Here is a 19,689-nt window from a genome sequence, read left to right on the forward strand (position 1 = left end):
TTTTAAAGTCGCCGGCCCGACATGGGTGCCTCGGGCCGGCAGTCGCCGCTCAACTGGACAACGCCGGCGTAAACGCCCGGAAATCCGCATCTACCGAAACGTTTTCCCGCCGCGACTCGGCTCTGGCTCGAGCATACCGGCCAATCCCGATCGACCCCGCTAACCCGATTTGCCGACTTGAATCCGCTGATAAAAAACCACTATACTGCTTATAAAAGCAGTGAATATAAAAACAGCATGAAACCATTAACCGACCGCCAGCAAACCATCCTCGACTTCATCGAGCACCGCCTCGGCGAGGACGGCTTTCCGCCGACCATCGCCGAGATCGCCGCCGCGTTCGGCGTGCGCTCGACCAATAGCATCCGCGGCCACTTACAGGCCCTGGCGCGTAAGGGCGCGATCGAACTGGTGCCGTCGGCGTCGCGCGGCATTCGTTTATTGAAGCCGACAGTCGAAGCCGGCCTGCCGCTGGTGGGCAGGGTCGCCGCCGGTAAACCGATACTGGCCGAGGAGCATATCGAAGACTATTGCCGGCTCGGCCCGGAGCTGTTTCGCGACCGCGCCGACTACCTGTTGCGGGTGCATGGCATGAGCATGCGCGACGCCGGCATCCTCGACGGCGACCTGCTGGCGGTGCGGCGGACGCCGACTGCCGACAACGGCCAAATCGTCGTCGCCCGCATCGGCGACGAAGCCACCGTCAAACGCCTGCGCCTGGACGGCAATAAAGCCTTTTTGGAGCCGGCCAACCCCGACTTCGCGGTACTGACCGTCGATCTGGAACGCGACACGCTGAGCATCGAAGGCGTGGTCGTCGGCGTGATCCGCCGCGACTTGCCATGAAGCCGGCACTGGAACAACTACTGCGCGGCCAAGACCAAGTCTGGCGCGGCCTGCAAACCGACTCGGCCAGCGGCATCGCCAGCGGTTTTACCGAACTGGACGCGCTGCTGCCCGGCGGCGGCTGGCCGAGCGGCGCGTTAATGCATTGGCAGCTGCCCCAGGTCGGCGTCGGCGAATTGCCGTTGCTGCTGCCGGCGATGGCCTCGCTGAGCCGACAAGGCCGGCGTATCGTCTGGTTGGCGCCGCCCTACCAAGCTTACGCACCGGGCTTGCAGCAAGCCGGCGTCGAGCTCGGGCAATTGCTGGTCGTCGCCTGCCCCGAAGCCGCCGATCTGCCGTGGGCCTTGGAAGTCCTACTCCGTAGCGGCGGCTGCGGCATGGCCTTGGCCTGGCCCAAACGGCCGCTGGCCGCGCACCAAACTCGCCGCTTACAATTAGCCGCCGAGGCCGGTAACGCGCTGGCGGTGCTGTTCGCGGTCGGTCACGCCGCGCAAGCCCGCCACGCCGCATTGCAACTGGCCTTGCGGCGCGAAAGCGGCGGCTTGCGACTGCGGATAGCCAAGGCGCGCGGCAGTCTGCGCCAACTGGATTTGCTGTTGGCAATCTGATGGCCGCCACCGCCCGCGCCCTAGCGCCCAGATATTTACCGCCCCGGCACAGCGAAGTCGCGCCCGCCGCCCATCGACCCAAACTCTGGGTGTGCGCCTATTTCCCCGATCTGGCCTTGACTGCCGCCGGTCTGGATTCAAGACTAGCTTGCGCGCTGCAGGAAACCGTCAAGGGCCGGCCCTCGCTGTACGCGGTTTCGCAAGCGGCCCGGCTAGCCGGCGTCGAACCCAGCATGACGCCCGCCGCCGCGCTGGCGCTCTGCCCCGGTTTGCAGATACAAAACCGCGACCCGCAATTGGAGCACATCGCGCTAGACCTTCTGGCCGACGCCGGGTTGGACTTTAGCCCGTGGGTCAGCCGCGACCTGCCGCAAGCCCTGCTGCTGGAAGTATCGAGCTGCTTGCGTTTGTTCGGCGGCGCCGAATCACTACGCGAACAACTGCGCCAAACCCTGGCCGGCATCGGCCATCGCGCCCATCTGGCCTTGGCGCCGTCGCCGGCGGCCGCCGAAATGCTGGCACGTTTGAATCTGGAAGTCGTCGTCGCGCAACCGGCCAAACTGCGCTCCCTGCTCGGCCCGTTGCCGCTGGCGGCGGCGGGATTCGACGCCAAGCTGTCGCAACGTCTGGCGCGGACCGGCGTGCAAACCCTGGCCGACGTCTGGCGGCTGCCGCGCGATGGCTTGGCTCGGCGTTACGGCCCCGAACTGCTAGCCCGGCTCGACGCACTGGCCGGCCACGACTCGCGCCTACCCAAGCAGTTCCACCGCCCGCCGCGTTTCACCGCCGGCCGCGAACTGCCGGCCGAACTGGACAAACTCGATCACTTCTTCCCGGCGGTCGAACAACTGCTCGAGCAACTGGCCGAGTTTCTGCGCCGGCGCGACGCCGCCGTCCAGGCCGTCGAACTGCGCTTGCAGCATTACCGGCGTCCGGCCACGCCGGTCGAATTAAGCTTGCGCCACGCCAGCCGCGACCCGCTGCATTGCGCCCGCTTGCTGCGGGAAAAACTGGAACGCACGCCGCTGCCGGCACCGGTATTGGCGGTCAAATTGTTCAGCGAAGCCGTCGTACCGTTCCAGCCGCGCAGCTTTAGTTTGTTCGACGACGAAATCCGCGAACAGGACTGGCAAAGCGCGCTGGAGCAATTGCAAAGCCGGCTGGGCCATCAAGCCTTGCAATATCCGACCGCCGCCGCCGAACATCGGCCGGAACGGGCCGGCGTGTTTGGTCTAGAATCGGCAGCCGAGCAAGCCGAACTGCCGCCGCGCCCGCTGTGGCTATTGAGCATCCCCAAGCCGCTAAATCCGGCCGAGCTGCATTTCGCGCAGGACCGCGAACGCATCGCATCCGGCTGGTGGGACGGCGCGCCGGTCCGCCGCGATTACCGCATCGCCCACGACCGCGCCGGCCGCAAACTGTGGGTGTTTCAAGACTTGAAGCCGAACGGCGGCTGGTATTGTCATGGCCTGTTCGGCTGATGCACCGGCCTTCGCCGAGCTGCATTGTTTGTCCAATTTCAGCTTTTTGCGCGGCGCCTCGCACCCGGAAGAATTGGTCGCCGAAGCCGCCCGCCTGGGTTACCGGGCGCTGGCCTTGACCGACGAATGTTCGCTGGCCGGCATCGTCCGCGCCCATCTGGCGGCCCAAAAGCACGGCATCGATTTGATCGTCGGCAGCCAAATGCGCTTGGACGACGGCTTGAAACTGCTGCTGTTGGCAACCGACCGCATCGCTTACGGCAACTTGTCGCATCTGATCAGCGTCGCCCGCCGTCAAGCCGACAAAGGCAGCTACCGGCTGAGCCGCAGCGATTTTCAGCAACACTTTCCGGCCCGCTGTCTGGCGATCTGGCTGCCGGACTTGGCAAACCCGCAACCATCAGACGGTTGCTGGCTGCAAAGTCTATTCGGCACCGATCTATGGCTAGGCTCCGGGCTATTTTTGTCCGGTCGCGACCGGAAATGGATCGCCGCCGCCGAAAATTTGGCCGGCGGTTTGGATATTCCCATCGTCGCCTGCAACGACGTCCACATGCACCTTCGTTCCCGGCAATGCTTGCAGGATACCTTGACCGCGATCCGCCTTAGCCGGCCATTGACCGAGCTGGGCTATGCCTTGTTCGCCAACGGCGAGCGCCATCTCAGGCCCGTGCAACGGCTGGCAGAGATTTATCCGCAAGCCTGGCTGGACGAAACCGTCAAACTCGCCGCCTGCTGCCGATTCTCGCTGGACGAACTGCGCTACGAATACCCGCGCGAACTGGTGCCGGACGGCCACACGCCGGCCTCGTGGCTCAGGCATTTGACCGAAGCCGGCCTGAAAAAGCGCTGGCCGGACGGCGAGCCGGCCAAGGTCAGGCAACAAGTCGAGCACGAGTTGGCCTTGATTGCCGATCTGGCCTACGAACCCTACTTTTTGACCGTCCACGACATTGTCGCCTTTGCCAAAAGCCAAAACATTCTTTGCCAAGGTCGCGGCTCGGCGGCGAATTCGGCAGTTTGCTATTGCCTGGGGATTACCGAAGTCGATCCCGGCCGGATGAATCTGCTGTTCGAACGTTTTCTATCGCGGGAACGCAACGAGCCGCCGGACATCGACGTCGATTTCGAGCATGAGCGCCGCGAGGAAGTCATTCAATATATCTACCGCAAATACGGCCGCCACCGTGCCGCGCTGGCGGCGACGGTGATTACCTATCGCAGCCGCAGCGCGGTGCGCGACGTCGGCAAGGCGTTGGGTTTGAACGCCGGCCAACTGGACCGGCTGGCCGGCAACGTCGATCGCTGGGACGGTTATAAACTGATGCCGGAGGCCTTGCGCGATTGCGGTTTCGATCCCGCCAGCCCGGTGATCCGCCAGTTGAGCGCCTTGGTCGAGCAAATCCGTGGTTTTCCAAGGCATTTGTCGCAGCATGTCGGCGGCTTCGTGATCGCCCGCGACGAGCTGACCCGGCTGGTGCCGGTCGAAAATGCGGCGATGGCCGAGCGGACCGTGATTCAGTGGGAAAAAGACGATCTGGAAGCGATGGGCTTGCTGAAAGTGGACGTGCTGGCCTTGGGCATGCTCAGCGCGATCCGCAAGACGCTAGCCTATCTTGGCGAATACACCGGCCGTGCCTGGAATCTGGCCGACATTCCGGCCGAGGACCCAGCCGTGTACGCGATGCTGCAACAAGCCGACAGCATCGGCGTGTTCCAGGTCGAATCGCGGGCGCAGATGAGCATGCTGCCGCGTTTGAAGCCGGCCAATTATTACGATCTGGTCATCGAAATCGCCATCGTCCGCCCCGGCCCGATTCAAGGCGAAATGGTCCACCCCTATCTGGCGCGGCGCAACGGTCTGGAAGCTATCGACTACCCCAGCCCAGAAATCAAACAAGTGTTGGAGCGCACGCTGGGGATTCCGATTTTTCAGGAACAGGTGATGCAAATCGCGATGGTCGCCGCCGGCTTTACCCCCGGCGAGGCCGACGAATTGCGCCGGGCGATGGCAGCCTGGAAGCGCAAGGGCGGCCTAGAACCCTTCGAACAAAAATTGCTGGCCGGCATGCGCGAACGCGGCTACCGCGACGACTTCGCCCAGCGCATCTTTCAACAAATCAAGGGCTTCGGCGATTACGGCTTTCCGGAATCGCATTCGGCCAGCTTCGCGTTGCTGGCCTACGTGTCGGCCTGGTTGAAGTGCCATCATCCGGCGGCATTTTGCTGCGCCTTGCTGAACAGCCAGCCGATGGGCTTTTACGCGCCGGCGCAACTGGTACAGGACGCCCGCCGCCACGGCGTCGAGGTGCGGGCTGTCGATGTGCGGCATAGCGCTTGGGATTGCGGCTTGGAGCACGACCGCCGGCCGTTAAATACCGTTCGCCCCGAGCTTGTCAAAGGACGAAGCACATCAGGTTGCGACAAGCCTGTTATGAACACAGCCAAAGAGCGCATCTCGAGCGGCATACCAACAAACGATAAAGCCGGACTAATAAATCCGCCGGCGTTAAGACTGGGCTTCAATCAAGTCAAGGGTTTGTCCGCCGTTGCGGCGGCACGGATAGGCGCGGCCCGCGCCGAACGCGGCTTCGACAGCGTCGCCGATCTGGCCGAACGCGCCAAGCTGGATAAACGCGACCTGGAAGCCCTGGCCGCCGCCGATGCCTTGCAGGCGCTGGCCGGCAATCGCCATCAAGCGTTTTGGGCGGCCGGCGGCGTCGAAGCGCCGCTACCGGTATTCGGCGTGCCGCGCATCATCGAAGCCACGCCGCTGCTGAAAGCGCCGCAGCCGGTACAGGACACGATTGCCGACTACGCCAGCGTCGGCCTGACCTTGCGCGAGCATCCGCTGGCGTTGCTAAGACAACAGCTAGGCGCGAAAGGCGTCATCACCGCGCAAAGCCTATGGCAACGCCGCAACGGCAGCATCGCCCAGGTCGCCGGCCTGGTGATTTGCCGGCAGCGGCCGATGACCGCCGCCGGGGTGACCTTCGTGACCCTGGAAGACGAAACCGGCCAAGTCAACTTGATCGTCTGGCCGAAAACCGCGCTGGCCCAGCGCAAACCCTTGCTGAAGGCGCGCTTGCTGGGCGTGGCCGGCATCGTCCAGCAGCAGGACGGCGTGCTGCATTTGATCGCCGGCAAATTGGAAGATTGGAGCGACTGGATCAGCGAACTGGCGGCCAAATCGAGGGATTTTCACTAAACCTTCGCCGAAAGGCGGACGGCGCGGCGCCGGGCCACGAAGAGGCGTGTTAAAAACACGGAGCACCGCCGGCGAGAAATCGCCGGCGTCATTTCCGCCAGACCGATTCAGTCCGGCGGCAAAACCGCTTACGGTTTCAGCCAGCCTTGCAAGGCTTCGATCAATTCCAAGGCCTGCTTTTCGCTGGAAATATTGAATTTGGATTTTTGCTGATACTCGCCGTTGCGCTTTTGATAGCGGCGGATGCTGAAGCGGTCGGCGCTGTATTGATTCTTAGCCGGCTCCCAATCCTGATAGCGGTAGAGCACCGTCGCCCAAGCGCCTTTGCTCAATATTTTTTTATCCAGTTCCTTCACGGTTTCGACGCCGCCGTCTTCGTAACGGATGGTCAAATCTTCAACGTTTTCAGCCATAGCCTTCTCAAAAATGGTGTAAGCGGCGCGCAGTCTAGCACAGCGGCCGCAAAATACGACGCTTAGCGGCTGAAGAACTCGCCGAAGGCCCGGCTACCCTCGCCGGTGCCGATGGTGTTGACCACTTTGAGCGTCTTGGCGTCGATGACCGACACGTTGTTGTCAAACCAATTGGCGACGTAGACCTGACTGTCGTTGGGATGGGTGCAGATGCCCTCGGGCTTGTCGCCGACCGGGATCACCGCGACCGGCTTCAAGGCCGCGGTGTCGATCGCGGTGACCGTGCCGTCGTCCTGGTTGGTCACGAACAGCAGGCTATCGTTCAAGGCCAGCGCCACCGCGTAAGGCCGGGAGCCAACCTTGATCGTCGCCAAGCGTTTTAAACTGTGGGCGTCCAACACGCTAACGTCGTCGCTCTCGACATTGGCCGAATACAAGCGTTTGCCCTTGCCGTCCACCGCGATGCCGAACGGATGCTCGCCAACCTTGGTGGTATTGCGGATCGTCAATTTGGCCAGATCGATTTGAGAAATCGAATCGTCGATCCGATTGGCCACGTACAGCCAACGGTTATCGGGACTGACCGTCATGCCCGACGGCGATTTGCCGACCGTGATAGTCTTAATTTTCGCGAAGGTCTTGGCGTCGAAAACCGCGACCGAGTTCTCGTACCAATCGGCCACGAACACCAGCTCGCCCTTGCGGTCGGCCGCGATGCCCAGCGAGGCGCCGCCGACCTTGACGACTTTGAGCACCTTGAGCCGCTCGCTATCCAACACCGCGAAACCGCCGCCTTCCGGCGTGCTGATGTAAATCTGCTTCAATACCGAATTCACCGCGACGCCGGCCGGCTTGCCTTCCACCTTGACGGTTTCGACGACGCTCTGCTTGTCGGTATCGATCACCGACACCGAATTGTCGAGTTGATTGGTGATGAACGCGGCCGGCGCGGCCCGGACATTCCAGGCACTCAGCATTAACGTCGCGATCAATACGGGCTTGCGGAAATGAGTCATGATGACGAGAAAGCAACAAGTGGACCGAGCGAAACCCGGCCGAGGCGATAGAGACGCTAGCGCGCGTCTCTATCCTGAGAGCATGGTTTAGCGTTTCATCTCGATTTCGACCTTGCCAGCGTGGCCGGTCAATTTGCGCGAAACGTTTTCCAGACCGGTGGTCAGTACTTCGGTGACGGCTTTGTCGGCCGCTTCTTCGTTCAACTCGGCCGGCGGATTGTTGTTGACGTAGGCGCGGTAGTAAGTCGCCACCCACTCGATTTCGGCCTTGCCGCCTTTATCGGCCACCGACAATTCGGCGGCGTAGTTGCCGACCGGCAGTACCGGCAGCGGCTCGTCTTGGCCGGCGTGTTTAATGGTGCCGGTCGAGCTCATGTCGATGATTTTATATTTGTAGGCCATTTTGGCGTCTTCGTAGGATTTCAACTCTTCCTTGATAGTGCCGCCGCTTTGCAGATGCAAGGTACGCACCGAACCTTTGGTGTTGTCGCCGCCTTCGACGCTCTTAATCGATGGATGCCAGGACATATCGTTGTAATTCTTAATTAAGTCCCAAACTTTCGCAGCCGGCGCATCGATGGTCAGGGTCGCGGTCAGTTTAGCTCTGACCGGGCCGTGCGCGTTGGCCAAGCCGGTAAACAACATCAGAGCCGCTGAAACGAGTAGCGAGGTTTTTTTCATAAACGGTTTCCTATGGTGGTCGCGTAAAAATAAGGCGGCGATTATAAGATAAAATCCGCCGGCTAGTCGCCGCAAACGCAAGTTTGCGGAATTTTTCCCGTCACCCGAGCCACCATGACCACACCCAGCTTTTTCTGGCACGACTACGAAACCTTTGGCGCCGATCCGCGCCGCGACTGGCCCTGCCAGTTCGCCGGACTGCGCACCGACTACGAATTTAATATCGTCGGCGAACCGCTGATGGTCTATTGCCGACCGCCGGACGACTACCTGCCCCACCCGGAAGCTTGCTTGATCACCGGCATTACCCCGCAAGTGGCCCGCCAGCGCGGCGTGTGCGAAGCCGAATTCGCCGCGCGCATCCATGCCCAACTCGCCCAACCCGGCACTTGCGCGCTGGGTTACAACACCTTGCGTTTCGACGACGAAGTCACCCGCAATCTGCTGTACCGCAATTTTTACGATCCCTACGCCCGCGAATGGCAAAACGGCAACTCGCGCTGGGATTTGATCGACATCGCCCGCGCCGCCCGCGCATTGCGCCCGGACGGTATTCACTGGCCGGACAATGCCGAAGGCGTCGCCAGCTTTCGTTTGGAAGAACTGACCCGCGCCAACGGCATCGGCCACGCCGACGCCCACGACGCGCTGGCCGACGTCCGTGCCACCATCGCGGTCGCCAAGCTGATTAAGCAACACCAACCCAAGCTTTTCAACTACTTGTTCGAGCACCGCCTAAAAAGCCAAGCGCTCGGCTTGTTGAAACTCGGCAGTTTCACGCCGCTGGTGCATATTTCCGCCCGCTACCCGGCTCGCAACCACTGTCTGGCGGTGGTCGTCGCGCTGGCCCAGCACCCGGTCAACGCCAACGAAATCATCGTTTACGATCTGTCCGCCGATCCCGGACCCTTGCTCGATCTTTCGGCCGAACAAATCCGCGAGCGCCTATTTGTTGCCAACGACGACTTACCGGAGGGCGTCACCCGCATCCCGTTGAAAACCGTGCACGTCAACAAAGCGCCGGTGCTGGCGCCGCTGTCGGTGATCCGGCCGGCCGACGCCGAGCGATTGCAACTGGATTTGGGCTGTTGCCAGATACATCTGCAACAACTGCAAGCCGCGCCGCCGTTGGCCGACAAACTGGGCGCGGTGTTTCGCCGCGACTACGCCGACGCTCCCGACGATCCGGACTTGATGATCTACAGCGGCGGCTTCTTCAGTGCCGGCGACAAAGCCGCGATGAATCGAATCCGCCAATTGCCGCCAGCCGAACTGGCCGACTTCGATCCGGGCTTCGACGATGCCCGCTTGCCGGAAATGCTGTTTCGCTACCGGGCTCGCAATTATCCGGAAACCCTGACCGCCGAAGAGCGAGAGCTTTGGTCGGCGCATTGCCGGCGGCGCCTGCTGGAACCGGCGCCCGACCGGCCCAGCGCGCTGGAAAGTTTTAAAGCCAGCATCGCCGCCCTGTCGCCCGATACCGACAAGCAAGATCCGGCGATACTGGCGCAACTGCTGGCGTATGCCGACGAACTGGCCGCAAAATTGGCAAACCCTAAAAAATAATCGGTTTTAGCGCGCCAAACCAAGCGTAACCGGCAAATTACCGTATAATGCCGGCCATTTGAGTAAATTTCGACCGAGGAAGCATGAGCATCACATTGTCCGACCGCGTTAAAGCAGTCAAACCGTCCCCTACCCTGGCCATCACCGCCAGAGCCGCCGCCATGCGCGCCGCCGGTAAAGACATCATCGGCCTGGGCGCCGGCGAACCGGACTTCGACACGCCGGAACACATTAAAACCGCCGGCATCAATGCGATCAACTCGGGCTTCACCAAATACACCGCCGTGGACGGCACCGCCGGCCTGAAGAAAGCCGTCATCGCCAAATTCAAGCGCGACAACGGTCTGGATTACGAGCCCAAGCAAATCCTGGTGTCCTGCGGCGGCAAGCAAAGTTTTTACAATCTGGCTCAAGCGCTGCTGAACCCCGGCGACGAAGTCATCATCCCGGCCCCGTACTGGGTGTCCTATCCGGACATGGTGTTGCTGGCCGACGGCGTGCCGGTCATCGTCGAAGCCGGCCAATCGCAAGGTTTCAAGATCACGCCGGCCCAGTTGCGCGCCGCGATCACCGCCAAAACCCGCTTGCTGGTGATCAACAGCCCGTCCAACCCGACCGGAGCCGCCTATAGTTTGGATGAACTGAAAGCGCTGGGCGACGTGTTGGTGGATTTCCCGGACGTGTTGATCGCCACCGACGACATGTACGAACACATCCTGTGGAACAAGGGCGAATTCGTCAACATTCTGAACGCCCACCCCGGCTTCTACGACCGTACCATCGTGTTGAACGGCGTCTCCAAAGCCTATTCGATGACCGGCTGGCGGATCGGCTATTGCGCTGGACCTGCCGACTTGATCGACGCAATGTGCATCATTCAATCTCAAAGCACATCCAACCCGACCTCGATCTCGCAAGTCGCCGCCGAAGCCGCGCTGAACGGCGATCAAGGCTGCATCGACGCGATGATGGTCGAGTTCAAGAAACGCCACGACTTCGTCGTCGCCGAGTTGAACACGATAGACGGCATCGAATGCCTGGCGACCGACGGTACTTTTTACGTCTTCCCCAATGTGGACAAACTGATCGCCCGCCTGGACGGCATCAACGACGACCTGGAATTCGCCGAATACCTGATCGAAAAAGCCGGCGTCGCGCTGGTGCCCGGCTCGGCCTTCGGCTGCCCAGGCCACATCCGCATCTCGATCGCCACCAGCATGGCCAATCTGGAAAACGCTTTGGCCCGCATCAAGCAAGCGGTCTGAGCAAGCCGCGCCGGACGGCCAACTTTACGTTGACAATTCGGCGCTTTGCTTTAGAATTCGCCGGCTACTGTCTCCGCGACAGCACCGGGCCTCGGTGGCGAAATAGGTAGACGCACGAGACTTAAAATCTCGCGACCGAAAGGTCGTACCGGTTCGATTCCGGTCTGAGGCACCATTTATGCATCCAACAGGGTGCAACCCAATCCAAAAACCCGCAAGTTTACTGGCTTAGCGGGTTTTTTATTGTCCGGCGCCATCCAACGAAAACGAGTCCAGCACACACTTAGAAGCGATGCCAAAATCAACGCCAGCCGATTGGCTTTAGGTCTTATCATTCAACCGCCTGACCGTCAGCGCCGCGCGTTGCTCGATCAGCTGTACGATTCGTTCAACCGCCGGATTTCCGACAAAGTCATGATCCGCCGATGCTTGCAAAGTGCGCGCGACAAGCGGTAGCCGTTGGCACAAGCCGAGGATACGTTTTCGGGTTTGCGCTACCGATAAGCCCGCCGCTTGGGCAAAGCGATCCCAATGTCGGGCTTGCACTTCGCTGAATTTGTATTTGCCACCCAACTGCATCGCCATCTTGGGCGTCAGGCTGGGATAAACGGCGGTTGACAATACGTCGTAGAGCGGCGCCAGAACGGCGCACTTGTCGGCATACAAGATAGAAAAGTTCTTGGCATGGGCGTCGTGGTTGCCGATTAAAGCATTGAAAATGACCGCATCCAGCAGACGCAACACCTGCGGCGCACTCGGTCGGGTCACGCGGCGGACTAAGTCAAAGCACTGATCCAACCCCGGCCCACCCTCGTTCTGGTATTTCAATTCGGGCACTATGCCAAGTGCCTGGCAGAAATCTTCCTGATGCAGTCTCACGCGTCGGCCATTTGCAGCCAGTGTTCTGTCGTAACGCTCAACCAACAGAAATTGGCGCTCGCCAATGCTGCCAATTTGCGACTGTGCGGTATCAAGTTGCATTGCTCTGGCCAAGGTCATGCAAAAAGCTTCGTTGATCACACTGTCTTTCACGGCAGCGATGGTCGGTTTGAGAATGTGGGTACTGGGCGTGCCATTGCGGGGCAAGCCTATTCGTTGACCATCAAACACCACCGGCAACTTATCCTGTGCGCCCGCCAAGGACAGGCGCAAGCCATCGCGACCAGCCAGCATCGGCCGCTGCGGCAATTCATCCAACAAGGTAACTACGTCAGAGTCGGATAACCAGTCGATCTCGTTCGCTGGTTCAGATACAGTGGGTAATTGGTCTGGCGACAATAGCGAAACGGCACCGGCGCATTCGCCACCAATATGGTCGAGCAAGGCAAAGTCGTTTTGTTTCGAAACCTGAAACTGGCGGGCTATCAATTGCCGTAACTTGCCTTCCGGTAACAATCCAGCAAAGAACGGCCGCGTTTGCTGATCGTTGAACGGCTCAACTTGCAACGGCAGCGAACAGGAGAGCGGGATCGCATCGGCTTGTTGCAACCAGTCGGCGCTATAGCTAAATTGCAGACTACCCTCAACTAGCGCCAAATCTCCCACCCGGCGTTCGAATAAATATACTGCAAGCAAATGGCTCATGGTGCTTCGGTTATGTCCGGCAGGCCATCGAGCATGACCTGCCCACCCAGTGCTTCAATCACGCGCATCACTGTTTCCAGACGCGCGGTCGGCTTGCCTGCTTCGAGGTCGACGATAAAGCGAACGCCAACACCTGCCGCCAACGCTAATTCGGATTGAGTTAATTCGAGTTGTTTGCGGGCAGAGCGTAGCGCTTGGCCAAGTTGTTGGGTCGATTGGATGTTGATCATAGTGTTCTTCCCGTTCGGGAAATTATTAGGCGAAAACAATTAATATTCAAGTTTAATTTCCCGTACGGGAAAATTAATTTAGAATTTACGAGAGACAAGCATCGAAGTTCCCGTTCGGGAAAAATAGCCCCTTTCTGTGTCAAGTCTATCTGACTTTGATGGTTAGCGCTGAATGCTGATGATATAACTTAGGGTAATTGCAAAAACGAACCAAGTGAAAACAACCGACAGCAAATGACTAGCAAACAGAAAAAATCCAAAGCAACCTGGAGCGACGTTAAATCCAAATTGGCTGACGTCGATCGTGTTGGCCTGATCGGTCTGATACAAGATCTATACGCAGCCAATAAAGATAATCAAACGTTTCTACATGCCCGATTCGGGTTGGGCGAGGATATTCTTAAACCCTATAAGGACACGATTTCCCGCTGGATTTGTCCGGATGTCATGCGTAATCAACCTATTTCAGTGGCCAAAGCGAAGAAAGCGATTACTGATTACAAAAAAGCAGTCGGTCAACCTGAAGGACTGGCCGAACTGTCAATTTTCTATTGCGAAGAAGTATTTGTTTTCTTGGGTTACTGCGGCATGGACGATGAAGGGTATTTTGATGCCTTGGTACGAATGTTCGAACAAGCATTGAAATATGTCATCGCATTGCCGGAAGCCAAACGCCCACCGTTTATAGACAGACTCGAGCAAGTTGCGCTGCAAGGCCCAAACGTCGGCTGGGGTGTTGGCGACGACATGGAAATATTGTTAGCCGAATATGGCATCGATGACTAGCAATGAGTTTTTAGCCGATCTCCAAGCTGAAAACGCAAGGCTGATTGCTTTACTCGAAGCGCATAACATCGAGTGGCGAGTACCGCCAGAACCTCCACCCAATACTGTCTCAATTGAACCGGAATTATCAGCTCTTTCAACAATCGAAAAAGTTGCGTTATTTCGCCGCTTGTTTCGCGGCAGGTCCGACGTATATCCCGTTCGCTGGGAAAGCAAAACCACCGGAAAATCTGGCTATGCGCCAGCCTGCGCGAATGAATGGCGGCCCGGTATTTGCCACAAGCCTCGCATCAAATGTTCCGATTGTGGCGTCCGGCAACTGAGCACTTTGTCCGACGCGGTCATTTATAGCCATCTTTCCAGCGAACACACGATTGGCGTTTATCCGTTGCTGGCTGACGACAGTTGTTATTTTCTGGCAGTCGATTTCGACGAGGCCGATTGGAAGGAAGATGCACGGGCATTTGTCCAGTCATGCTCTGAACTAGGGCTAGGGGTACCGGCAGCACTGGAAATATCGCGTTCCGGCAATGGTGCTCATGCTTGGATTTTCTTCGCGAGCAAGGTTTCCGCGCGTGATGCCAGACGACTTGGCACTGCCATCATCAGCCATACCTGCTCTCGGACTCGGCAACTGAAGCTGACTTCCTACGATCGCCTATTTCCTAATCAAGACACCATGCCCAAAGGTGGTTTTGGCAATTTGATCGCATTGCCCTTGCAGAAAAAACCACGGGAGAATGGGTTTAGCGTGTTTGTCGACAAACACTTACAGCCCTATCCCGACCAGTGGGGCTTTTTAGCCAGTATTCTGCCGATGGCTACCGTGGATATTGAGCCAACTATTTTGCGGGCCACGGGCAATGCACATCCATTGGATGTCACTTTTATCGATGAGGAAGATCACAAAGAACCTTGGAAGCGGTCTGATAGCAAAAATGCCAAACTTGCCGGGCCGTTGCCTGATTCACTGTCTATTACTCTGGCTAACCTGATCTATTTTGAGAAATCCGAGCTGCCACAACCTTTGGCAAATCGACTGATACGTCTCGCGGCCTTTCAGAATCCTGAGTTTTATAAAGCACAGGCTATGCGCTTCCCGGTTTGGGATAAGCCACGTGTCATTGGGTGTGCCGAAAACTATCCGAACCATATTGCATTACCGCGCGGCTGCCTGGATGGCGCCTTTAATTTATTGAAGGAAAATGGTATTCGCTATGATTTAAAGGATGAACGCTTTGATGGACAAGCAATCGACATTGCATTCGCCGGTACTCTGCGATCGGATCAAGAACTGGCAGTCAGTGAAATGTTGCAACACCACGCGGGTGTGCTCTGTGCGCCTACCGCATTTGGTAAGACGGTGACTGCGGCCGCGATTATCGCTCGGCGAGGCATCAATACCCTGATTCTGGTCCATCGAACCGAACTGCTCAAACAATGGCAGGAGCGTTTGCAATCTTTCCTCGGTGTTGGCAAAGGCGTGGTTGGAACCATTGGTGGCGGCAAAGCCAAACCAACAGGAAAAATCGATATTGCGGTGATGCAGTCCTTGTCGCGGCAAGGTGAAGTCAATCCATTGGTAGAGAATTATGGACACGTGATCGTCGACGAATGTCATCACATCGGCGCCGTTTCATTTGATGCCATCTTGAAACGGGTTAAAGCAAAATATGTGTTGGGGCTTACTGCCACCCCTGTGCGCCGCGACGGACAACAGCCCATCATTTTCATGCAGTGCGGACCCATCCGCTATACCGCTGCCAAACCTGATAATGCGCCAAGTGATCTGGAAGTTATTCCGCAGATGATTTACAAGGCAATCGATCTGCCTCAGGAATCCCCCATTCAAGATTTATTTCGTCACATTGCCAATGATGTGGAACGCACTGCAGCGATTGCCAAAGAGATCATCGCGGCTTTTGATCAGGGGCGAAAAGTGCTGGTACTGACTGAGCGCACCGAACATCTGGATGCTATTTTGGTAGCACTGGATAACAAGCTACCGCCGCCTTTTGTGCTTCACGGTCGAATATCGAAAAAGCAACGAGCAACTTTGATCACGAAGCTCGAAGGGTTGCCGCCTGACGCACCCCGGGTATTGTTAGCAACTGGTAAATTGGTAGGCGAAGGTTTTGATCACCCACCACTGGATACCTTGGTTCTGGCCATGCCGATCTCATGGAAAGGAACTCTGCAACAATACGCCGGACGCTTACACCGAGAACACGCCACCAAAACCGATGTTCGGATTATCGATTTTGTCGACACAGGCCACCCGGCTCTACTGCGTATGTGGGACAAACGTCAACGCGGATATCGGGCAATGGGCTACCGAATGGCTGCCCCAAGCTGATCAACAAGCATTCGAATTCGATTGGTCATTTGAGAATTGAACCCGTAGCATTTTCGAAAGTTGATAAAAAGTTTACTACTTTGATGGAGACGGTAAAACCGAGGCAAAGAGCAAAACCTAAAATCGTGTACTCGATCGTGTACTTCCGATTTTTATCAAATAATTTACGTTTTATTTCATATGATTAGCTATATTTCTAGTCCGGTCTGAGCACCATTTATGCATCCAAACGGATGCAACCCAATTCAAAAACCCGCAAGTTTACTGGCTTCGCGGGTTTTTTATTGTTCGGCGCCATCCAACGAAAATTAGCCAAGTACACACTGTGGCCAGGAAGCCTTGGAACGGATCTGAAAATTGTGCAGATTATTCATTGAGGTGTCTTTCCTAGATCATTATCGGGGTGTCGATGTCGAAATCCGTTTCCATCAAGCAACATGGAGCCGCAAAAGCTATCCAGATATAGACACCACCCCAAACTTGTCAACGAGCCATCGCCAGCGGATAATCCGGCTTACTTTTTGTCTTACTCGAAGGAGTATGCCAGTGTCTACCGCCACGATTACCCTATCCAGCAAGGGCCAGGTTGTTATCCCCAAGGAAATACGCGACGAACTGCATTGGGAAGCCGGCACGGAGTTGACGCTGATCGCCAATGCCTCAGGCGTTACCCTTAAAGCAGTGCCGAAGAAAACCGGCAGCAATTTGTCTGACTTGATCGGCATGCTCAAGCATGACGGTCCGGCGCTTTCCACTGAAGCCTTATGCCAGCCGGTAGACCTCAACGAAGAAGACCGTTCGGATGCCTCATGATCGCCTTTGACACCAACCTGCTGGTGCGGGCGCTGGTGGACGATCATCCGGAACAGGTCGCCGTGGTTCGCCAATTGATTGCCAGCAATAGTATTTTTATCTCGCGCACCGTTCTGCTGGAAACCGAATGGGTGCTGCGCGCTCGCTACAAGAAAACCCGCGACCAACTCAGCGCATTTTTCTCGGCATTGCTGGAAGTAGACAACACGGTGGTCGAGGATGCCGAAGCCGTCAGTCATGCGCTGGAATGGTACGCGCAAGGCGCCGATTTTGCCGATGCGTTGCATCTGGCGGCTTGCGGTAAAGCCGTGATGCATACCTTCGATCGCGAGTTTTGCAAGTCAGCGCGCGAGGCCGGTATCACGCCGGAAGTGCGGGTTTTACCGATTTGAAGCGCTGACATATGTCCAACGGCAATGCCCTTTCAATAAACCGGGCAGATACGACTCGTCAGCCCAATAAGAACATCACCAAAACAACATGGCCCAATACGGCGCAATGCCCGTTGGTTATTGCGGCTTATGGCCTTGAAGTTTGGGGCACAGGCGTATTGATTATTCGTTAAATATTAATTATAGGATTAAATCTAATGTTCTTAAAAACATTCAAGGCAATAAATGTCTATGGTTATCTTGATTTTGATATTTCTTTTAACAAGGATATAAATTTTTTAGTTGGTGGAAATGGCACAGGAAAAACAACTGCGTTAAAGTTGATAAATGCGCTTTTAGTTCCGAACTTTAAAGAATTACTTACCATATCTTTTGATTCGATAGAACTAACTATTGATCACAATGAACAGATTGTCAATATCCAAGCCAAAGCTAATAGCGAATACGTCGAGCTGTCAATCAATGATGTTGATGAAAAACTAGATCTGCCCAATTATTCTAAAGAAGAATTTGAGTTTTATGCCGCAAAAAAGGAAGGAATGGATGAGCTAATCAACGAAACCAATAGAAAGTATGCTGACCACCAGATAATTAAAAAAATATCGAAACTTCCCTCGCCAATATTTCTTGGCCTAGAGCGACGCCGAGAAAACGGAGAAACGGAGAATAGAAGCTATTATGTGGAAAGAGAATTATGGCTAAAGAATTCATTAAATAGTAGAGCGGTCTCTGCTAAAAGATTGATTAGAGGCTCCTTAGGTATTAGCCTTATGGAAACAGAGTTTCTAGTTCAAAATGCGTATCGAGAGCTCAAAAACAGTGAAGAAAAGCAAGCCGATAAACTAAGAGATAGCATTCTGTCATCATCATTTCAATATACAGAATTTGACTTCAGTTTGACACCTAACAAAGAAGATTTCTGGTCTGAAAAAACAAGTTTGCTGGCTAGGCGTAAAGAAATTAAAGACGCTCTTTCAAAAATTGGCACTCGAGATAATCGATTAATAACCGAAGTTGATACATTTTTTGACCGATTAACATCATTGTTCGAAACTATGCAATTAACAAAAGATGAAGGTGGCGTAACTATAGAATGGCTTACAAACAAAGCTCAGATTGACCGTATATCAAAGGTAGTTGAAGTAATCGATGAGCACAAATCAAAAATTGACGCCCTTTTCAAACCAATTAATGACTTTTTATCTACTGTTAACGAATTCTATGAAGACTCAAATAAAAAGCTTTCTATAGATACTGTAGGCCGCTTAGATGTAGAAAGACCAGATGGCAAGCATTGCAGTATTGAGGGACTTTCCTCAGGGGAGAGGCAATTACTAGTAATATTTGCTCATGCCTTTTTTAACCAATATGGCCGTAAGAATACTGTATTTATTATTGACGAACCCGAACTCTCTCTACACTTAGTTTGGCAAGAAAAATTTGCAGAAACCATTTTAAAAATAGGACCATCTTCTCAGTTTTTACTTGCCACTCACTCCCCAGAGATAATTGGAATTAACAAAAATAAAGCCATTAAATGTAGGCAACAAAATGCTTCCAGAACGTAGTCTCGCTGCTAAGTCAGCCAAGTCAGTATTATTCGAAGATTTTAACGATATTGATATATATATTGAAGACACCGCTGAAGGATACGAAAAAATATTCAAAGAACTCTTCAGTCGAGTCTTCCAAGGACATTACAAAGTTTCAAAAGTATTTCCTTTAGGAGATAGATGTGCAGTAGTCAGGGAGCATCGCAAGCAATGCAGCAATTTAAAAAGACCAACTCTCTTTGTTGTTGATGGCGACCTATTTTTAATGCAAGAAAATAGATTAAGAAGCGAAAGAGGTCTGTTTGTATTGCCATGTTATTGCGTTGAGAATATTTTACTGGACATCGACCAAATCTATCAATTATTGAACGAAGAAAGCCACGTAATTGATCGAGATGAATTAATACACAAGTTTAATTATACCGAGTGGCTTGAGGACAATTACACTCATCTTCTTTATCTTTTTATTGAATATGGAATAAGCTTTACCTTGACTCCAGAGTTACAAACTGTCAGTTACCCAATAACAAAGTTAGTCTCTTCAGACAAAGGGATTGTGGATAAAGACAAGATAGAAAAAAGAATAAAATATTTAGGAAATGAAGTATCAAGAAAAGTAAGTCATGAGAAAATTGATGCTGTAAGAAAGAAAATCGAGTCGATAGTTCCTATTAATCATGACAGCTTATATGTTTATGTATCTGCAAAAGATTATTTATTACCGCTTCTATTAACACGCTTCAGAACTATTACCAAATCTAAAGCCACAAATATAAATATTAAATTACGTCTTGCAATAAGGTGCAATGTTGAATTATTGAATGAGTCCAAAAAATTCGTAGCCACATAGCGAAGCCCAGTATTTCGTGGCGTGCGGTGAGGTAACGAACC

General features: G+C 55.1%; 18 protein-coding genes and 1 tRNA gene. 14 read left to right on the forward strand and 5 right to left on the reverse strand.

Features of this window, described 5'->3' with window-relative positions:
- Positions 1 to 237 precede the first annotated feature (237 nt).
- From lexA to ACP4CD_RS06245, 4 genes are read left to right on the forward strand one after another with little or no spacing between them, the layout of a single operon-like run.
- On the forward strand, positions 238 to 846 hold the full coding sequence (gene lexA, locus ACP4CD_RS06230) for a transcriptional repressor LexA (protein ID WP_426993949.1): 609 nt from the start codon (positions 238 to 240) through the stop codon (positions 844 to 846).
- Entirely contained in the window at positions 843 to 1,454 is a 612-nt protein-coding gene (gene imuA, locus ACP4CD_RS06235) for a translesion DNA synthesis-associated protein ImuA (RefSeq protein WP_426993950.1), read from the forward strand. The genes lexA and imuA overlap by 4 nt, the downstream gene beginning before the upstream one ends.
- Positions 1,454 to 2,935 carry a Y-family DNA polymerase gene (locus ACP4CD_RS06240; RefSeq protein WP_426993951.1) on the forward strand — a complete coding sequence of 494 codons (1,482 nt, stop codon included), beginning with the start codon at positions 1,454 to 1,456 and terminating at the stop codon, positions 2,933 to 2,935. Before imuA ends, ACP4CD_RS06240 begins: the two co-directional genes overlap by 1 nt.
- Positions 2,919 to 6,143 (forward strand): error-prone DNA polymerase, encoded by a 3,225-nt coding sequence (locus tag ACP4CD_RS06245; protein WP_426993952.1) that lies wholly within the window; start codon positions 2,919 to 2,921, stop codon positions 6,141 to 6,143. Before ACP4CD_RS06240 ends, ACP4CD_RS06245 begins: the two co-directional genes overlap by 17 nt.
- A gap of 128 nt (positions 6,144 to 6,271) precedes the next feature.
- On the opposite strand, the gene ACP4CD_RS06250 is transcribed toward ACP4CD_RS06245, so the two are convergent.
- From ACP4CD_RS06250 to ACP4CD_RS06260, 3 genes are all read right to left on the reverse strand, one after another.
- Positions 6,272 to 6,556, reverse strand: coding sequence for a hypothetical protein (locus ACP4CD_RS06250; RefSeq protein ID WP_064029855.1), 285 nt, complete (start codon positions 6,554 to 6,556; stop codon positions 6,272 to 6,274).
- A gap of 62 nt (positions 6,557 to 6,618) precedes the next feature.
- Positions 6,619 to 7,572, reverse strand: coding sequence for a beta-propeller fold lactonase family protein (locus tag ACP4CD_RS06255; RefSeq protein ID WP_426993953.1), 954 nt, complete (start codon positions 7,570 to 7,572; stop codon positions 6,619 to 6,621).
- An 87-nt stretch (positions 7,573 to 7,659) separates the two neighbouring features.
- Entirely contained in the window at positions 7,660 to 8,253 is a 594-nt protein-coding gene (locus ACP4CD_RS06260) for an SRPBCC family protein (RefSeq protein WP_281023122.1), read from the reverse strand.
- A 114-nt stretch (positions 8,254 to 8,367) separates the two neighbouring features.
- Between ACP4CD_RS06260 and sbcB the strand changes: the two genes are divergently transcribed.
- From sbcB to ACP4CD_RS06275, 3 genes are all read left to right on the forward strand, one after another.
- Positions 8,368 to 9,819, forward strand: coding sequence for an exodeoxyribonuclease I (sbcB, locus tag ACP4CD_RS06265; RefSeq protein WP_426993954.1), 1,452 nt, complete (start codon positions 8,368 to 8,370; stop codon positions 9,817 to 9,819).
- Positions 9,820 to 9,902: 83 nt separating this feature from the next.
- A complete protein-coding gene (locus ACP4CD_RS06270; protein WP_426993955.1) occupies positions 9,903 to 11,084 on the forward strand; it encodes a pyridoxal phosphate-dependent aminotransferase in 1,182 nt (393 codons plus the stop codon).
- 88 nt (positions 11,085 to 11,172) lie between these two features.
- Positions 11,173 to 11,259: transfer RNA gene (locus ACP4CD_RS06275), tRNA-Leu, on the forward strand.
- A 146-nt stretch (positions 11,260 to 11,405) separates the two neighbouring features.
- Here the strand turns inward: ACP4CD_RS06275 and ACP4CD_RS06280 are convergent.
- Complete coding sequence (locus ACP4CD_RS06280) at positions 11,406 to 12,668, reverse strand: type II toxin-antitoxin system HipA family toxin (protein WP_426993956.1); 1,263 nt, start codon at positions 12,666 to 12,668, stop codon at positions 11,406 to 11,408.
- The gene (locus ACP4CD_RS06285; protein ID WP_426993957.1) at positions 12,665 to 12,898 is read right to left on the reverse strand and encodes a helix-turn-helix transcriptional regulator; all 234 of its coding nucleotides are present in this window, start codon (positions 12,896 to 12,898) and stop codon (positions 12,665 to 12,667) included. The genes ACP4CD_RS06280 and ACP4CD_RS06285 overlap by 4 nt, the downstream gene beginning before the upstream one ends.
- A gap of 234 nt (positions 12,899 to 13,132) precedes the next feature.
- On the opposite strand from ACP4CD_RS06285, the gene ACP4CD_RS06290 reads away from it, so the two are divergent.
- The 7 genes from ACP4CD_RS06290 to ACP4CD_RS06320 all read left to right on the forward strand — a co-directional run bounded on the left by ACP4CD_RS06290 (position 13,133) and on the right by ACP4CD_RS06320 (position 19,648).
- Positions 13,133 to 13,684, forward strand: coding sequence for a hypothetical protein (locus ACP4CD_RS06290; RefSeq protein WP_426993958.1), 552 nt, complete (start codon positions 13,133 to 13,135; stop codon positions 13,682 to 13,684).
- On the forward strand, positions 13,677 to 16,040 hold the full coding sequence (locus ACP4CD_RS06295; RefSeq protein ID WP_426993959.1) for a TOTE conflict system archaeo-eukaryotic primase domain-containing protein: 2,364 nt from the start codon (positions 13,677 to 13,679) through the stop codon (positions 16,038 to 16,040). Before ACP4CD_RS06290 ends, ACP4CD_RS06295 begins: the two co-directional genes overlap by 8 nt.
- Positions 16,041 to 16,586: 546 nt before the next feature.
- Positions 16,587 to 16,853 carry an AbrB/MazE/SpoVT family DNA-binding domain-containing protein gene (locus tag ACP4CD_RS06300; RefSeq protein ID WP_426993960.1) on the forward strand — a complete coding sequence of 89 codons (267 nt, stop codon included), beginning with the start codon at positions 16,587 to 16,589 and terminating at the stop codon, positions 16,851 to 16,853.
- Positions 16,850 to 17,245: a type II toxin-antitoxin system VapC family toxin gene (locus ACP4CD_RS06305; protein ID WP_426993961.1), complete on the forward strand. Its 396-nt coding sequence runs from the start codon at positions 16,850 to 16,852 to the stop codon at positions 17,243 to 17,245. Before ACP4CD_RS06300 ends, ACP4CD_RS06305 begins: the two co-directional genes overlap by 4 nt.
- A gap of 11 nt (positions 17,246 to 17,256) precedes the next feature.
- Positions 17,257 to 17,418 (forward strand): hypothetical protein, encoded by a 162-nt coding sequence (locus tag ACP4CD_RS06310; protein WP_426993962.1) that lies wholly within the window; start codon positions 17,257 to 17,259, stop codon positions 17,416 to 17,418.
- Positions 17,419 to 17,442: 24 nt separating this feature from the next.
- The gene (locus tag ACP4CD_RS06315) at positions 17,443 to 18,813 is read left to right on the forward strand and encodes an AAA family ATPase (protein WP_426993963.1); all 1,371 of its coding nucleotides are present in this window, start codon (positions 17,443 to 17,445) and stop codon (positions 18,811 to 18,813) included.
- Positions 18,797 to 19,648 carry a DUF4435 domain-containing protein gene (locus tag ACP4CD_RS06320; RefSeq protein ID WP_426993964.1) on the forward strand — a complete coding sequence of 284 codons (852 nt, stop codon included), beginning with the start codon at positions 18,797 to 18,799 and terminating at the stop codon, positions 19,646 to 19,648. The genes ACP4CD_RS06315 and ACP4CD_RS06320 overlap by 17 nt, the downstream gene beginning before the upstream one ends.
- The last annotated feature ends 41 nt before the right edge of the window (positions 19,649 to 19,689 follow it).

Source organism: Methylomonas stagni (assembly GCF_050154735.1).
GTDB lineage: Bacteria > Pseudomonadota > Gammaproteobacteria > Methylococcales > Methylomonadaceae > Methylomonas > Methylomonas koyamae_A.

What these genes read in the sequence shown, in the direction of transcription:
- lexA (WP_426993949.1), top strand. Translation starts at nt 238, where the DNA reads ATGAAACCATTAACCGACCGCCAGCAAACCATCCTCGACTTCATCGAG.
- imuA (WP_426993950.1), top strand. Translation starts at nt 843, where the DNA reads ATGAAGCCGGCACTGGAACAACTACTGCGCGGCCAAGACCAAGTCTGG.
- ACP4CD_RS06240 (WP_426993951.1), top strand. Translation starts at nt 1,454, where the DNA reads ATGGCCGCCACCGCCCGCGCCCTAGCGCCCAGATATTTACCGCCCCGG.
- ACP4CD_RS06245 (WP_426993952.1), top strand. Translation starts at nt 2,919, where the DNA reads ATGGCCTGTTCGGCTGATGCACCGGCCTTCGCCGAGCTGCATTGTTTG.
- ACP4CD_RS06250 (WP_064029855.1), bottom strand. Translation starts at nt 6,556, where the DNA reads ATGGCTGAAAACGTTGAAGATTTGACCATCCGTTACGAAGACGGCGGC.
- ACP4CD_RS06255 (WP_426993953.1), bottom strand. Translation starts at nt 7,572, where the DNA reads ATGACTCATTTCCGCAAGCCCGTATTGATCGCGACGTTAATGCTGAGT.
- ACP4CD_RS06260 (WP_281023122.1), bottom strand. Translation starts at nt 8,253, where the DNA reads ATGAAAAAAACCTCGCTACTCGTTTCAGCGGCTCTGATGTTGTTTACC.
- sbcB (WP_426993954.1), top strand. Translation starts at nt 8,368, where the DNA reads ATGACCACACCCAGCTTTTTCTGGCACGACTACGAAACCTTTGGCGCC.
- ACP4CD_RS06270 (WP_426993955.1), top strand. Translation starts at nt 9,903, where the DNA reads ATGAGCATCACATTGTCCGACCGCGTTAAAGCAGTCAAACCGTCCCCT.
- ACP4CD_RS06280 (WP_426993956.1), bottom strand. Translation starts at nt 12,668, where the DNA reads ATGAGCCATTTGCTTGCAGTATATTTATTCGAACGCCGGGTGGGAGAT.
- ACP4CD_RS06285 (WP_426993957.1), bottom strand. Translation starts at nt 12,898, where the DNA reads ATGATCAACATCCAATCGACCCAACAACTTGGCCAAGCGCTACGCTCT.
- ACP4CD_RS06290 (WP_426993958.1), top strand. Translation starts at nt 13,133, where the DNA reads ATGACTAGCAAACAGAAAAAATCCAAAGCAACCTGGAGCGACGTTAAA.
- ACP4CD_RS06295 (WP_426993959.1), top strand. Translation starts at nt 13,677, where the DNA reads ATGACTAGCAATGAGTTTTTAGCCGATCTCCAAGCTGAAAACGCAAGG.
- ACP4CD_RS06305 (WP_426993961.1), top strand. Translation starts at nt 16,850, where the DNA reads ATGATCGCCTTTGACACCAACCTGCTGGTGCGGGCGCTGGTGGACGAT.
- ACP4CD_RS06310 (WP_426993962.1), top strand. Translation starts at nt 17,257, where the DNA reads ATGTCCAACGGCAATGCCCTTTCAATAAACCGGGCAGATACGACTCGT.
- ACP4CD_RS06315 (WP_426993963.1), top strand. Translation starts at nt 17,443, where the DNA reads ATGTTCTTAAAAACATTCAAGGCAATAAATGTCTATGGTTATCTTGAT.
- ACP4CD_RS06320 (WP_426993964.1), top strand. Translation starts at nt 18,797, where the DNA reads ATGCTTCCAGAACGTAGTCTCGCTGCTAAGTCAGCCAAGTCAGTATTA.